The organism is Paraburkholderia fungorum (assembly GCF_003610895.1).
Classification (GTDB): Bacteria; Pseudomonadota; Gammaproteobacteria; order Burkholderiales; family Burkholderiaceae; genus Paraburkholderia; species Paraburkholderia fungorum_B.
In genome coordinates this window covers 189285-202409 of record NZ_MCAS01000006.1, presented here as the reverse complement: position 1 = coordinate 202409, position 13125 = coordinate 189285, and the positions used below count along the sequence as shown (strand labels likewise).

The following is a 13125-nucleotide window of genomic DNA, read 5'->3' as shown; positions in this document are numbered from 1 at the left end:
GCCACCTTTGACGTCCTGCCAATTGCAGGGCGAGAGCGCAACGGTCAATCCCCTCTCCGCGCCGACGGAAGGTGCCGGCCTGCGTGTTTGGATTAAGCTGCGACCCAATTCAGACAAGCATCGGACGAGCCCTGTATCGCTCGTCGCAAGCGGTCACGTGTGCGTGCGCCAGCTCGGTTCGAGGCGCGCACTTGATGGGCGCGCCGCAGCAGCAGGATTGTCTGCAGGAGCACGACGCAGCCCACTTACAGAGACCTTCAGCCCTTGCCCATCCGTTCGATTGCGCACAGAAAACCCGGCGTGATGCTTCGCCGCCACCTTGGCTGCGATGGCTAACCCCAGCCCGCTGCCCTGTCCAGTTGTATTTCCTGCACGATAGAACCGGTCCAACACGCGTTCAAGGTCGGCCGTCGGTATGCCAGGTCCGTTGTCGACAACCTCCAGCGTTACTTCGGCATCGCTCGCACAAAGTCGAACATCGACCTGCCCGCCAGGTGAGGTGTACCGAATGGCATTGTCGACGATGTTCGTGACCATCGTTGTCAGTGAGGTCTCGTCCCCATTCACGACGATTGGGCTTTCCATCGCCGCAGGACCGGTACATTCCAGACCTATGTCAATTCCCTTGTGTTCTGCCAGCACGGAGAGTTCGCCGACTACCTGGATAGCCACACGACGAAGGTCGGCATTTCCCGCGCGCGCACTTGCCTCGGCATCCTCCCGCGCAAGGGTTAGCAACTGCTGGACGAGATGGATTGCGCGATTCACCCTATCCTCCAGTTTGCGCAGCAGGTCCTCATCGTTCAGTTTCGCGTGGTCCCGTCGTGCAACCTGAATCTGGAGCTTCAACGCAGTCAACGGCGTTCGAAGTTCATGTGCCGCGTCCGCAACAAAAATGCGCTGCGCTTGCAATGCCCTGTCGAGACGTACCAGCAGGTCATTCAATGCCTCAACCAGCGGCTCGATTTCCGTCGGTATCGCATTGGCCATATCGATGGGTGCCAACGTTTCAATCGAGCGAACTGCCAAAGACCTGGAAATGATACTGACAGGCCGCAACGCCCGCTTCACAACCAGCAGGACCAGGGCGATTTCGAGTGGCAGAATCGCCAGCAATGGCCAAAGCGTCCTTGACGCCTGTGTCAAGGCCGACTCGTCACGGACGGACACGGGTTGTCCAACCTGAACAAAACGCGAAGTCTGCTGCAAGCCAAAAACCCGATAATGACGCTCACCCACCTCGATGGACTGGAATCCCGCGTGCTGGCGTGGCAGCTTTGCGCCTGGGAGGGATTCGTAGGTCAGATGGTTCGACGCATCCCAAACCTGGATGACGACGCGGTCATCCTGTAATCCCTCGAAATCGCCAGACTCTCTGTTCGCCAATTCTGTATCGGCCACCGACTGCGGCAAAGAGATGGCAACGGAACGCAGTTCATAGTCAAAGAGCTCGTTCGCCTCTTCGAGCGCGCTTCGGAAGATGCCGTATCCCGCAAGAGCGCTCATTGCGCCGAGCCCCAAAATCAGGCCAACCAGGAGTTGTGTGCGCACCGACCTCATGCTGTCCCCGCCAGTCGGTAGCCGATGCCTCGAATGGTTACAATCTGCTCAGCGCCCAGCTTTTTTCTGAGATTGTGGACATGCACCTCGATGGTATTGCTCTCTACCTCCTCGTTCCAGCCATAGAGCTTCTCCTCCAACTCTGCTTTGCTATATACCCTGCCCGGCTCTTCGATAAGCGCGCGCAATAAACTGAATTCGCGCGAGACCAGTGGGATAGCTGCGCCACGAAGCGTGACCTCGTGCGCGACTTCATCCAGTGTGAGCGCACCGTGAACGTACACGGGCCGGGATTTCCCGGCCCGTCGCCGAAGCAGGGCACGCACCCGGGCAGCCAGCTCATTCAAATCAAATGGCTTGATGAGATAGTCATCGGCACCGGCGTCCAGCCCCGAGATTCGGTCGTTCACAGCATCCTGCGCCGTCATGATGATGACCGCGGCGGTTCCGCCGCTGGCGCGATAGCCTCTCAGAACGGTCAGGCCGTCCTGCTTCGGCAGTCCCAGGTCCAGCAGGACCAGGTCATACACGTCATTTCCGAGCGCCAGTTCCCCTGCCCGCCCATCTTCTGCCCAATCGACTGCATGACCGATACCCCTCAATGCGTCAAGAACGCTCTCGGCAATCATGGCGTCGTCTTCGACTATCAGTAAGCGCATGTGTGGTCTCCTCGACTGAAGAGTGTGCATCACGTGAGCTTAAGGATTTCTTATGCGGACGTCGGAGAGGACACATGTATCTGTCTGCCCCAACATTCCCGGACGCAGAAATTGTCTGGGATTCGACAGCCATCCTGACATACCACGCGCAGACACGGAAACGCGCATCGCTCCGTCCGATACAACGGCAAGTACCCTCACCCTCGCTACGTTGGGTCGGACGATGTTGTCTTTGCGGGCTTCGAGAGTCGCGGGTTAACGCGTATTAGTCTGTTCGCAAGGAGCATCGAATTTCCGTCCGGCGACGCTCAGCCCCTGCTGCCAACGATGATGCGTTAGTCAGGATTGGGCCCTTCCAGCTTATTTTCCAGAACCGCTCCATCCTGGGCGTCGACACCGACCTCCTGGGTCGCCTGTCCCGCGCGAATATCGAAGGAGTATCGAAGTCCGCTGCCCCCAACCTCCTTTTCCAGTTCCTCGTCCACGATTTTTCCTGGATGTGCCTTGAGCGCGATAGACCGCGCCTCTGCGATTCCGACCTTGGCATTCTTTGCAAACTGCTGGCCGCTGAACGCCTGCGCACCAACACTTGCAACGAGTAACCCACACGCCAAACCAATTGCGGCATAGTTTCGCATCTCAACCTCCATGGTGACTTCGGTTTCAATGCAATGCTGGACGTTCGACCTTAAAGCTTGCTTACGGCCCGGTTTCCCGGTTGCGTAAGTGCGGGCCGCGTGCGCGAAAGACCGGAATTTCGCCAGACTCAAGGCAGTTTCCCGCGGCAGCTACAGCATGCGTCGAAGCAGGCGGTCCTTGAATCCGACTTGATGTACAACTACAGCGAAAACGTGTAATCCAATCAGGATTAGAAGAATCGTGGCGCTTGCGCTATGCCACTCGCCGATGGACGCTCCAGGCGAATCTGGCGTCGCAAGCTGTGGCATATCCCATACCCCGGCCAGCCTGACAACCCAGCCCCGACCACTTGCGTTCAGCCATCCGAGCATCGGAACGAGCAGCAGAAGCGCGTACATCGAAACGTGAACCGCCGCCGCGAAAAACCGGAGCACACCATGCTGGTCGACCGGACGTGGCGAGCGACGCATTGCAGCCCACACAAGCCTTGCGGCGAATACGGCCAGTAGCGACGTCCCAATACCAACGTGCCAGGCGACCAGACCAGCCGGAGCCTTCACCGAGTCAGCGTCTGGCATCAACCATCCAAGACTGAACTGCGCCACCAGAAGCAGCAGGCTGAGCCAATGAAGTAGCCGGGAAACTGCGTCGTAGCGAGCCGGAGTATCGCTGAAGCGTACTGTGTTTTGAGTATTCATTTTTGACTGAATCAGAACCTGGAAATGAGGGTGCCGCCGTCCGACGTTCGAACAGAGAATCCTTCCTGCACGAACACGCGACAGGATTGCTATGGCACGGCGAGTGGAAAATGCACTTCCGCCGAACCGCCCAGAAACCTAACCGCCAGAGCTTGTGATGACCGACTCGCCAATCGTTCTCACAGCATCGAGCGCACGCGACACCACCTGTCCTTTCCACTCCCGTGACGTTACGCCCGCAAAATGCTGCATGCATTTGGCTTAAGGGATACTTAAAGAGTTCGAAAAAGACCTGCCGTCGCACGATGAACGACGTGTTCAGCGGAAATCCCCTTGCTCTCTACAATGAGCAAATGTCGTCTGGCGCTCGGAGATTGCGCTGACCTCGTTGGTGTTCGATGCGAAGAAGGCGTCTTGCGCTGTGAGCTCTCGTGTCGCCTGAATCTGTCGGCGCAAATGCGGAGGTGCTGGAGCCAGGCCGCCGGCAGACGGCACACAAAGCGACATAGCATGCGCTATACGTTCGACGGCGCTCGATACGTTAGCGTCCGTCCAACGCCCAGGTCGCGTTAAGGATGAGTTAAGGATGTCTGCCTATTCTGAACGCGAGCACCAGACGAAACGTCAGTGCCCACGACAAACAGGCATCACGTTGAAAATGTTGCCCCTCTCTGCCGTCAAGACTGACGGACAGACAAACATTTCAAGCGGCGATGGTTCCGTCATAGGCACCATCACGAAACATTGTGGACTGGTCCATATGAAAACTGGTCACTCGCAGGTTTTGAGAGAAACTCCGCCACCAAGTTTGTCGTTCAGACAACGACTTGCGCTCGGGCCTGCCGGCTGACCAAATCCTTTTGGAGAAACATCAAATGAAAACGCTCGTGTCTGCCATCATCATTGCGTCCGCTCTTGCCATTCCGGCAATGTCATTCGCTCAGCAAACGAACGACCCCATGACGCGTGCAGAAGTACACTCCCAGCTCGTCACCGCCGGGCAGGAAGGCCTGTTGCATCAATCAAATTCGCAATACCCAAAAACGGCTCCTGCGTCGTCAAGAACCGCAACGGCATTCGACATCTCGGGGTACGGCCCGACTGCCAGCGGTTCGTCGCAAACAGTCATTCCGGCGATGGGTGTGAAACCTTCGCTGTATTCCCATCACTAACCGGCAGGCGACTGCACGCTTGACGTTCGCGAGAAAGACGTACCCTTTGCAACAGGAGAGTGTGCGCATTGCTTGATTGCACGCGGCACAGCGCGCTCAATCGAGGTGCAGCAGACCTTGACCGCCATTGCGTGGCATGACGTCCGAAGACTATATAGAAATCCGAAAGCCTGAAAAGCTCACTCAATGCTGGGCCTGTTTTAAGGCTGGCTTAATTTTGCTCTGCGAGCATCCCCTAATATCCCCCCTGTTAAGCCGTCAGTGCACCGGCGGCGTTTTTTTGATACAGGACGGACGTCGCCGATGCGACCTGTCGATGCTATGCGTCCCTGTCTGCAATAGAGCGCAGCAATCTCGAGCTTTCGACCCCGGCGCTGTCGCCCAATGTTCGCGCGTTTAAATCCACACATGCTTCGCCACCCTTATCCGCAGCGCTCATCGGCGAGCTGGAGATAATCGAGGTCCGGCTACTGATTGCCCGTTTGCAGCACTTGCCCATCGTCCACGAACAGGCAATTCGCCGCGGCAGAAGTTGACGCTCTTTCACGTGACTCGCATTTCGAAAATAGTGTGCAGATATGGGCGCCAGAAGGAGGACCATCGCGACCGCGAGGATTCCCGGGACTTCGATGAAAGCTCCTATCATTATGGTGTCAGCGCAACGCCGGACTTCAGCGCTAACTGATACACGTCGTAGTCGGCCGGTCTCCATTGGTGGATTGCTATGCCTCGCAGCACTCACCGGAGACATCGCAGGTTTGCAGTTCATCGAAGGTGCGTGACACGGATGCGAGGTGACAGAGGCATTACGCTACCGGATGCGTTGAGGACATGCGATGCACGGGCCAAATCAGGACCACGGCGACCTGCTCGCCTCGTTGCGAGCAGTAGCCAGTCGATACGATGGCGTACAGGAGCGCCCGCTGTTTTGGTGTCCCGGTTTCTTTATGGGCACAACGATGGTCGCCGGCGTCTACGACAACCAGATATTGCTCAGGCTACCGGAAAATCGCGTAACCGCGCTACTGGAGACCCCTGGCTGCTCCCAATTCAAACCATATGGCCGGGGGCCCATGCGGCAATGGCTGGTATTTGGCGTGAGCAGCCCGGCGTACCGTATGCTCGCGGAGCTCTTCGAGGAGGCAGTGTCATTCGTACCGGTGACATTCCCGAGCAGCAAACGGCGCCCCAATGTGCCAAAGAGAAAATAGTCTCGCCAGTAATCCTGACGTCAGTTTAGGCCGCTCCATCGCCGGCGCAATAACCGCCACAGCATCCCGTATGGTATCCGCAGGGGCCGATGGCAGCGTCAGCCGTATCGGCAACACATCCGACTGCCGACACGACCCATGCAAAGCCGGGCTGTGTAGCGCGACGCAGTCAACAGGGTGCCTCGAGTCTTGCTGTCTTGCTGGCTATCACAACGCGAGCGGCGCAACCATGATGGTTCTTGAATGTCGAATATCGAACTAGCGCTTATCGCTGGTTAGACAGAAATGCTGACCACTGCGCGCATGAAGAAGTGTGCTGGGCCGGGGGATTCGGACTCCTGCCCGACGAGTGGCATGGGGGACGGATGCGTCCGCTACCCACAGCGACAGGTCAACCATCACTTTGACTTGCGGCCGCCTGGCCAGGAAGGCAGTTGGTTTATGGCTGGATATGCGATGAGTTCCAAAGATTCAGATGTCGTCAGCGTGATTCCTTGCGTGCTTAGCATCGTCGTCCTGGTGTATGGCACATACGAACTCGCGTCGCATCAGCATCTACATATCATGTACCTGATGCTCGCAGCACTCGGCATAATCGCCTGCACGCTGTTTGAAGACAGATTGCCGCCTGAAGCATAGCCAATCGACTCGCGGGCGAATTGACCGTGCGGCAACATTTCGTATTGCTTGCACGCGACCCGCGAGAGCAACCGCAAGGCCGTCCAAAGAATACGCCCAGATACTGCGCGCAGCCCGTTACTGCCGGACCAGCGTGCGTGCCGGCAGTAGACACGACTTGCCTGAGCACCAAATGCCGTAGCACTTCCTTCAGCGGAGAGCGCGCTCTCCGCGCGTTTACACCGATTCCCGATTTAAGTCTGCTTTAAGCCTACTTACATAGATTGGACTACAACCCGACGAAAATCACGATGTGCCGCAGTGCGGCGCAGCGCGGTAATGCTGCAGGGTTGGACCTGGTCACATTCCGAGGATGCGGCCTGGTGAATATACGTGTGATTGCGGCGCATGCATTCACGCTGAAAGTGCACGCAGTCAGGCGTGGCAAACGGTCCGTTCAAACGGGAGATTAGGTCCGAAGTTGGGGGAGTCGAACCTTGCCGACCGACAAGGTGCCGACAGTTGGGACCCGGTTCCCGCCGGGTCCGCTTTTACTTTCGGCGGCACGTGCAGCAAGGAGGGTGAGTATCCGGTCTACCGAAACAATAGGAGCGCGCGATGGTGTCTTGTGAGCGGCAATTCAACGTCACCGGGCAGTAACGTCGTTGTCCATTAGCCCCGCGACACTCTTTCATTGCTCGCAAGCGGCCGGGGACCTCACCATCGCTTATTCGCAATCATCGAAATTTACGCATCAGTTGACGGAAGCCAAATTGTCGGCGCGGTGCTCGCAAACAACGATGCATGTCCGTCATACAGGAAAGCAGTTGCTACTGAGAGAATGCCATGAAAGCCCCCCATACAAGAGATGCTGCGAGCGCGAGTCCTTACACACTCCAGAACGTCGACGCCGCAATCGCCGATATTGAGCAGGTCTTATGCGCAGAAGGCGCCGACTCTCTTTTTGTTCAGGCTTACTGGCGCGGCCGTGCTCTTCAGGCATGTGCGACGCCGGGGCTCGCGCCAACGCAACTTGAGCGGCTACAGCGCTTGCTTGGCCGCCTCCCGACCAACTCAAAGGTATCGGGTGCCGGTAGCACGTTGCCCGAAAAACATTCGTCCGAACCGCCTAAAATATAACCGACACGGCGCGGCCGCTCGACGTCCGAAGTCTGTAGCAATCGTTTCGAGGGCGTGCGCGAGTATGTGCGCCGATGTCACGTATTCAGAGCTTATGTCTGGGACTTCAGGTCGCGCACTTTTTGTCCCTGGCTAACCAGCCGCGTGTGCCGTTCAACGAACCGAACGCGCAATGTCGGTTGTCCGCGGAAAATGTTCAAAACATTTGCGGGAAACTGTTCGACATTGCACGAGCGTTTGTCACCCAAATTGCAGCAAGGCAAGCAGCCTCTTAACAGGAGCGCAAGGGACCGGGCAGCAACCGGTGAGCGGGAATAACTCGTTAGCGAACGTGAGATGTCGGCAAATGCAGTAAGACCCGCGGCTCGACATCGGACATGTCTGCATGCAGGCCGAACGACTGGAAGCAAGGCAATAGCCTACGTCCAGAGAAGGAACAAAGGCCACGGCTCCCCGACGGAACAACAACCCTCGACGCATGCACAGCAGCAACTCAGGTCGGCTGCCGTCTCAGCTTCACGCGCTCAACCAGCTCGAAGATGGCCATGCCTGCTAGCATCGCGACGACAAAGCCCCACGCCTTGGGAAAGCCAGCACCCAGCGTGACTAGCGCTGGTCCCGGGCAAAACCCCGCAAGCCCCCAGCCCACGCCAAATATCGCGCTTCCCAGCACAAGTCTGCGCGTTACGGTAGTACCGGCAGGAATCTGCACGGGCAACCCAAGCAGCGATTTTTTTCGCCGTTTTGAAAACCGGAAGGCAATGGAGGCGACCGCTATCGCACCGAGCATCACAAATGCGAGTGACGGGTCCCATCGTCCCGCGATGTCGAGAAATCCCAGCACCTTCGCCGGATTGGCCATGCCGGACACCATCAGGCCGATGCCAAACAGGAGCCCGGACAGCAACGCGGTGAGCAAACCCATCTCAGCCTCCCAGCAGATGTCTGGACACGAACACGGTCAGAAAACCGCTTGCCATGAATGCTGCCGTTGCGACAAGCGAACGGAGGGAACCGCGCGAAATGCCACAGACGCCGTGGCCGCTCGTGCAACCGCTTGCGTAACGCGTGCCGATGCCAACGAGAAAGCCCGCAACGAGTATTTCGCTCCACCCAGCCTGGATATCGGGCGCAATCGGGTGACCCAGCAAGCCTGCCAGCACAGGTGCCCCGACAAGCCCTGCAAGAAAAGCGACACGCCATTCCGCATCTTTTTGTAACGTGCCTAGCAGGCCACCAAGAATGCCGCTGATGCCAGCGATACGCCCGTTGAAGAGAACAAGCACAGCAGCCGCGGCGCCAATCACCAGGCCCCCAGTCAATGACAGGCCCGGCGTGAAACTCGCGATATCAATCGACATGGCCCCTCCTTATCTTCATTGGGCGCAAAACTGGTCGTACAGCACGTTCATGACCGCAATCGCTTCCTTGCTCGCGATGGAATAAAAGATGCTTTTCCCTTCCCGGCGTGTCTCGACGAGTTCGTTATCGCGAAGTACGCCGAGTTGCTGGGAGAGTGTCGGCTGACGTATCCCCAACTGTTCTTCCAGGTCGCTCACACACAATTCGCCCCGGGATAACTGGCACATCAGCAGCAACCGGTCAGGATTTGCCAGCACTTTCAGCAGAGCACAGGCTTTCTCTGCCGAGGCCTGCATCACAGAAAGGTCGATTGGTGCGGACTTCTTCCTCATCTCACCATCCAATAATCTACATTTACATATTATATTGCATAATAAATTGTGTGTGAATAGAATGAGTCACATCTGAGGAGGTCAGGATGCATACCATCGTTCAACCATTCTTCGACCCGGTCACCGGCACGGTCACATACGTGGTTTTCCAGTCCGGGCATCAGGAATGCGCAGTCATTGACCCGGTCCTTGACTACGACCCCAAAGCAGGACGCACTTCAACGACGAATGCCGACAAGGTCATCGAGTTCGTTCGCCAGCGCGGCCTGCGGGTGCAGTGGATTCTGGAAACCCACGCGCACGCAGACCACCTGTCGGCGGCGCATTATTTACGAACTAATCTCGGCGGCAAGATTGCGATTGGAGAGCACATTCGCACCGTTCAAGGCGTTTTCCAGAAGCTTTTCAATCTTGAGCCCGGATTCCATATAGACGGCTCCCAATTCGACCATCTTTTCCACGAAGACGAGGAGTTTTCCATTGGTGCCCTGACAGCAAAGGCGCTGTATGTGCCGGGCCATACCCCTGCCGACACGGCCTACCAGATTGCAGATGCCGTCTTCGTGGGAGACACGCTTTTCATGCCCGACGTTGGCACCGCGCGTTGCGATTTCCCGGGCGGTGATGCGCACAGGCTATATGGGTCGATTCGAAAGCTGCTCGGCCTGCGTGGCGAAACCCGGCTATTCACGTGTCACGACTACCCACCCGAGGGCCGGAAACCCGAGTGGGAAACCACGGTGGTGGCGCAGCGTGCGCATAACATACATGTGCACGACGGCGTAACAGAAGAGCAGTTCGTCAGCGTACGCGAAGCGCGTGATGCAACGCTTGCCATGCCCGTTCTCATTCTGCCATCGGTGCAGGTCAACATACGGGCCGGCGAGTTTCCGCCCGCCGAGGAAAATGGCACGCACTACCTGAAGATACCCCTGAACGCGCTCTGATTTGAGCGCTATGCAGCACCGACCCGTCGGCGACCCGAGTGCTCAGCTTGAGCTACGCAGACAACGCCGCAGCGCCGGTAAAAGCACGAAATTGCGCGGCATGGTTAAAGTGTCGCGGCCAAAGGCTTTCTGAAATCGCATCATTTTCGCTTAAGCATCCGTACCTTACCCTGTAGTCACCGTTTGCGAACAGGGCTGTTCGCGACGCGAGAAACTGTGGAGGTACAAATCATGAAATCACTTCAAGCCGTCGTTATAGCCGCCCTGCTGGCGACACCGGTCGCTTCTTTTGCTCAACAGTCGAATGCACCGGTCACACGAGCAGAGGTGCGCGCCGAACTCGTGCAGTTGGAGAAGGCCGGATACAACCCGGCAAAACGCGATAACGCTACCTATCCGGCCGACATTCAGGCTGCCGAAGCACGCGTCGCGGCTGAAAATTCCTCAATGCAGGCCGCTGCGCAAGGAGTGGGCGGAGTCACAAGCGGTGCGGCGCAGTGGGGCCAACGCACTTCCGCTTCTACCACTTCGGGCCTACTGTACGGACACCACTGATGTGGTCCGGCTCGTCTGATGGTTGCGTGCAGTTCATGGGGAATTAACGACGAGCCGTAGCCAATTGGCTGTCAACAGTCTCTACGCACTGTGCGAAGTGACCGTCAGCACACGGCAGTGGCGCAGTTCAATGTCGAAATTGCGACAGGTATCGGACAGATGTGGCCTTGACCAACGCATATGTAGCGCTGGTCAAGGGTGCCCCATGACGTATCCCACGGTTTCCTGTTCTTCGGCGCCCGGCTTGCGTGCTGCACAAAACTCCGCTTTGTGGCGGTCATTTCAGCGTCGACCTTTCGGAGCCTGGAAGTTCGCGACGCAGTGAATGCGCCTCGCCAGCCAGCTTCTCCAGAATCGGACAGTCAGGACGTGAATCGCCTTTACAATGCGCTGCCAGGTGCCCCAGCGTATCGCGCATTTCCGCCAGTTCCTGAATGCGCAGGTTCAAGTTGGCAATATGCTCATTTGCGAGCCGTTTGCCCTCGCTACTGGACCGGCTACGGTCCTGCCAAAGAGCCAACAGCACCGCAATCTGCTTCGTGGAAAAACCAAGATGCCGAGCCTGCTGTATGAAGCGCAGCAACAGAACATCCTTGGGCGTGTACACCCGATAGTTCGCCCTTGTCCGCGAGGCAGCGCGCATCAGGCCGGTTTCCTCGCAATGACGAATCATCTTGGCGGACATCCGAACGACATGTTCCGAACCATGCGTGCTGGATTCAGCTCGGGAGTCACGAACACGAATTACGCTAACGACGCACGGGCAATAAAAAAAGACCCGACGTGCTGTCGGGCCCCGTAAAAGATGGCTTTCGCCTGAAGTCCGTCGAGGCAGTATACAGCCTTTATCGACCCTGCGGCGCGGCCCATCTGCGTGGGCGTGAGAAACAAACAGTAGCGAACGGACTACGACGTTCCGGGTAGTGGACTGGAGAAGAGTACCGCAGCGGCGACCAGCACCCCTTCCAGTACCACCGATTCGACATGCAATACGGTGGCAAAGCGTTTTAGAGGCCTCACGGGTGATGTCGAGGAGGCATTCTTCAACGATGCGAGCAGCTTGGGCATCTCGAAGAAACGGTTGCATCCTCCGAGGGCGGCAGCCACGAACACCAGCGCGAGTTTCAATAACAGAATCTGCCCATAACCCGATTCCAGAAGGTCGCCGGGCGACCTGACGCCGCGCCAGCCGTTATAGGCGCCTATGGCAAAAAAAATGACCAGCGCAAGCGTTGCGACATCCGACAAAGACTGGATATACGCCGCATTGCTCACGTGCTCGCTGCCCGGCGCGTTGAAAAAACGTGGCGCAACAAAATACGTCGTAACCAGCACAAGCCCACCCACGCACAGATGGCGAGCAGATGTACCCAGTCCGCCCATACTGGCAGGCCGAACAAACCAGCATCGACTGGATGTCCGCCATTGCTGCGCGCCAACGCGACACCTCCCAGGACCAACCAGATGGCCAGAGAAAAACGGATTGATTTCCCGGCCTGGATAAAGGAAAGAATGACCACGCATAGCATCAGTCGAGCGCCAACCAGCCATGCGTGACCAAAGCCGGTCTCCACCAGCATCGGGCGGACAGCGGGGCCCGCCTCCGGAAGTGTGGACTCGCTCATCAACGCACAATGAATCCAGAAGGCGAGCGTGCTCGACAGCAGCGCGCCGACAGATGCGATACGCAGGGCGCTAACCAGCCGTCGGCTTACGCTCACCTGCCACGAAGACGTTTGGCGTGCGAGCCATCGGTCACTGAGCAGCACGCCGACGACAACCGCAAAGCTGAGGCTTTGAAGGGCAACGAAAGCCAGCCGCAGGATGCCAAAGAGACCGTCGTTCATCACTTCACCTGGAAGGCGTACGTGCCCTTGGTCTTGTGGGCATCATGTGGCATCACAGCCCACTGCACGGAGTAGGAACCGGACGGAAGTTTCGGGAGAGTAATCGTCAGCACGCGTGGATTCGACGCGTCGAGCTTGGCCTTTTCCCTTGTCACTGCGGCGCTGTTCGCATCGGACACTTTCACCGTGCTGAACGTGGACTCCAGGTCTTCGTTGAAGGTGAGCCGCAGCGCGTCGGGTGCCAAATCAACGGTGCTGCCAGAGGCCGGGACGACACTCTCGAGCTTACCGTGCGCGAACGCAGCAGCCGGCATGAAAGTGATGACGGCAGCCGTGGTCAGCCCCATCAGTTGCTTGCGAATGAATGTTTTCATGTTCTAGCGCA

13 protein-coding genes and 1 pseudogene are annotated in these 13125 nt (G+C 57.6%); 4 read left to right on the top strand and 10 right to left on the bottom strand.

What is annotated here, in order from left to right; genetic code table 11:
• Positions 1-153: 153 nt before the first annotated feature.
• From BCY88_RS08195 to BCY88_RS08180, 4 genes are all read right to left on the bottom strand, one after another.
• Complete coding sequence (locus BCY88_RS08195) at positions 154-1560, bottom strand: ATP-binding protein (protein WP_120343760.1); 1407 nt, start codon at positions 1558-1560, stop codon at positions 154-156.
• Entirely contained in the window at positions 1557-2219 is a 663-nt protein-coding gene (locus BCY88_RS08190) for a response regulator (RefSeq protein WP_120343759.1), read from the bottom strand. The genes BCY88_RS08195 and BCY88_RS08190 overlap by 4 nt, the downstream gene beginning before the upstream one ends.
• Positions 2220-2554: 335 nt before the next feature.
• On the bottom strand, positions 2555-2857 hold the full coding sequence (locus tag BCY88_RS08185) for a PepSY domain-containing protein (protein WP_259461278.1): 303 nt from the start codon (positions 2855-2857) through the stop codon (positions 2555-2557).
• A gap of 150 nt (positions 2858-3007) precedes the next feature.
• The gene (locus BCY88_RS08180; RefSeq protein WP_120343757.1) at positions 3008-3556 is read right to left on the bottom strand and encodes a cytochrome b; all 549 of its coding nucleotides are present in this window, start codon (positions 3554-3556) and stop codon (positions 3008-3010) included.
• 875 nt (positions 3557-4431) lie between these two features.
• Here BCY88_RS08180 and BCY88_RS08175 point away from each other — a divergent pair.
• Both BCY88_RS08175 and BCY88_RS08165 read left to right on the top strand, forming a co-directional pair.
• Positions 4432-4728 (top strand): DUF4148 domain-containing protein, encoded by a 297-nt coding sequence (locus BCY88_RS08175; RefSeq protein WP_120343756.1) that lies wholly within the window; start codon positions 4432-4434, stop codon positions 4726-4728.
• 1667 nt (positions 4729-6395) lie between these two features.
• Positions 6396-6578, top strand: coding sequence for a hypothetical protein (locus BCY88_RS08165; protein ID WP_120343754.1), 183 nt, complete (start codon positions 6396-6398; stop codon positions 6576-6578).
• Between the two features lie 1612 nt (positions 6579-8190).
• On the opposite strand, the gene BCY88_RS08155 is transcribed toward BCY88_RS08165, so the two are convergent.
• Genes BCY88_RS08155 through BCY88_RS08145 form a run of 3 tightly spaced genes read right to left on the bottom strand, consistent with a single transcriptional unit; the run spans position 8191 to position 9391 of the window.
• Positions 8191-8622, bottom strand: a complete 432-nt coding sequence (locus BCY88_RS08155) for a YeeE/YedE family protein (RefSeq protein WP_120343753.1) — start codon at positions 8620-8622, stop codon at positions 8191-8193.
• Position 8623: 1 nt separating this feature from the next.
• Positions 8624-9058, bottom strand: a complete 435-nt coding sequence (locus BCY88_RS08150; protein ID WP_120343752.1) for a YeeE/YedE family protein — start codon at positions 9056-9058, stop codon at positions 8624-8626.
• Positions 9059-9073: 15 nt separating this feature from the next.
• Positions 9074-9391: an ArsR/SmtB family transcription factor gene (locus BCY88_RS08145; protein WP_120343751.1), complete on the bottom strand. Its 318-nt coding sequence runs from the start codon at positions 9389-9391 to the stop codon at positions 9074-9076.
• Between the two features lie 86 nt (positions 9392-9477).
• Here BCY88_RS08145 and BCY88_RS08140 point away from each other — a divergent pair, with 86 nt between their 5' ends.
• Both BCY88_RS08140 and BCY88_RS08135 read left to right on the top strand, forming a co-directional pair.
• Positions 9478-10338 carry an MBL fold metallo-hydrolase gene (locus BCY88_RS08140; protein WP_120343750.1) on the top strand — a complete coding sequence of 287 codons (861 nt, stop codon included), beginning with the start codon at positions 9478-9480 and terminating at the stop codon, positions 10336-10338.
• A 231-nt stretch (positions 10339-10569) separates the two neighbouring features.
• On the top strand, positions 10570-10893 hold the full coding sequence (locus BCY88_RS08135) for a DUF4148 domain-containing protein (protein ID WP_120343749.1): 324 nt from the start codon (positions 10570-10572) through the stop codon (positions 10891-10893).
• A gap of 277 nt (positions 10894-11170) precedes the next feature.
• Here the strand turns inward: BCY88_RS08135 and BCY88_RS08130 are convergent, their stop codons facing one another.
• From BCY88_RS08130 to copC, 3 genes and pseudogenes are all read right to left on the bottom strand, one after another.
• Positions 11171-11578: a MerR family DNA-binding protein gene (locus tag BCY88_RS08130; protein WP_120343748.1), complete on the bottom strand. Its 408-nt coding sequence runs from the start codon at positions 11576-11578 to the stop codon at positions 11171-11173.
• A 221-nt stretch (positions 11579-11799) separates the two neighbouring features.
• A pseudogene (locus BCY88_RS08125) lies at positions 11800-12740 on the bottom strand (copper resistance D family protein).
• The gene (gene copC, locus BCY88_RS08120) at positions 12740-13114 is read right to left on the bottom strand and encodes a copper homeostasis periplasmic binding protein CopC (protein WP_120343747.1); all 375 of its coding nucleotides are present in this window, start codon (positions 13112-13114) and stop codon (positions 12740-12742) included. Before copC ends, BCY88_RS08125 begins: the two are co-directional and overlap by 1 nt.
• Positions 13115-13125 lie beyond the last annotated feature (11 nt).

Coding starts and splice junctions, on each gene's coding strand:
- BCY88_RS08165 (WP_120343754.1), top strand. CDS start 6,396: ATGAGTTCCAAAGATTCAGATGTCGTCAGCGTGATTCCTTGCGTGCTT.
- copC (WP_120343747.1), bottom strand. CDS start 13,114: ATGAAAACATTCATTCGCAAGCAACTGATGGGGCTGACCACGGCTGCC.
- BCY88_RS08140 (WP_120343750.1), top strand. CDS start 9,478: ATGCATACCATCGTTCAACCATTCTTCGACCCGGTCACCGGCACGGTC.
- BCY88_RS08135 (WP_120343749.1), top strand. CDS start 10,570: ATGAAATCACTTCAAGCCGTCGTTATAGCCGCCCTGCTGGCGACACCG.
- BCY88_RS08190 (WP_120343759.1), bottom strand. CDS start 2,219: ATGCGCTTACTGATAGTCGAAGACGACGCCATGATTGCCGAGAGCGTT.
- BCY88_RS08180 (WP_120343757.1), bottom strand. CDS start 3,556: ATGAATACTCAAAACACAGTACGCTTCAGCGATACTCCGGCTCGCTAC.
- BCY88_RS08195 (WP_120343760.1), bottom strand. CDS start 1,560: ATGAGGTCGGTGCGCACACAACTCCTGGTTGGCCTGATTTTGGGGCTC.
- BCY88_RS08150 (WP_120343752.1), bottom strand. CDS start 9,058: ATGTCGATTGATATCGCGAGTTTCACGCCGGGCCTGTCATTGACTGGG.
- BCY88_RS08145 (WP_120343751.1), bottom strand. CDS start 9,391: ATGAGGAAGAAGTCCGCACCAATCGACCTTTCTGTGATGCAGGCCTCG.
- BCY88_RS08155 (WP_120343753.1), bottom strand. CDS start 8,622: ATGGGTTTGCTCACCGCGTTGCTGTCCGGGCTCCTGTTTGGCATCGGC.
- BCY88_RS08130 (WP_120343748.1), bottom strand. CDS start 11,578: ATGTCCGCCAAGATGATTCGTCATTGCGAGGAAACCGGCCTGATGCGC.
- BCY88_RS08185 (WP_259461278.1), bottom strand. CDS start 2,857: ATGCGAAACTATGCCGCAATTGGTTTGGCGTGTGGGTTACTCGTTGCA.
- BCY88_RS08175 (WP_120343756.1), top strand. CDS start 4,432: ATGAAAACGCTCGTGTCTGCCATCATCATTGCGTCCGCTCTTGCCATT.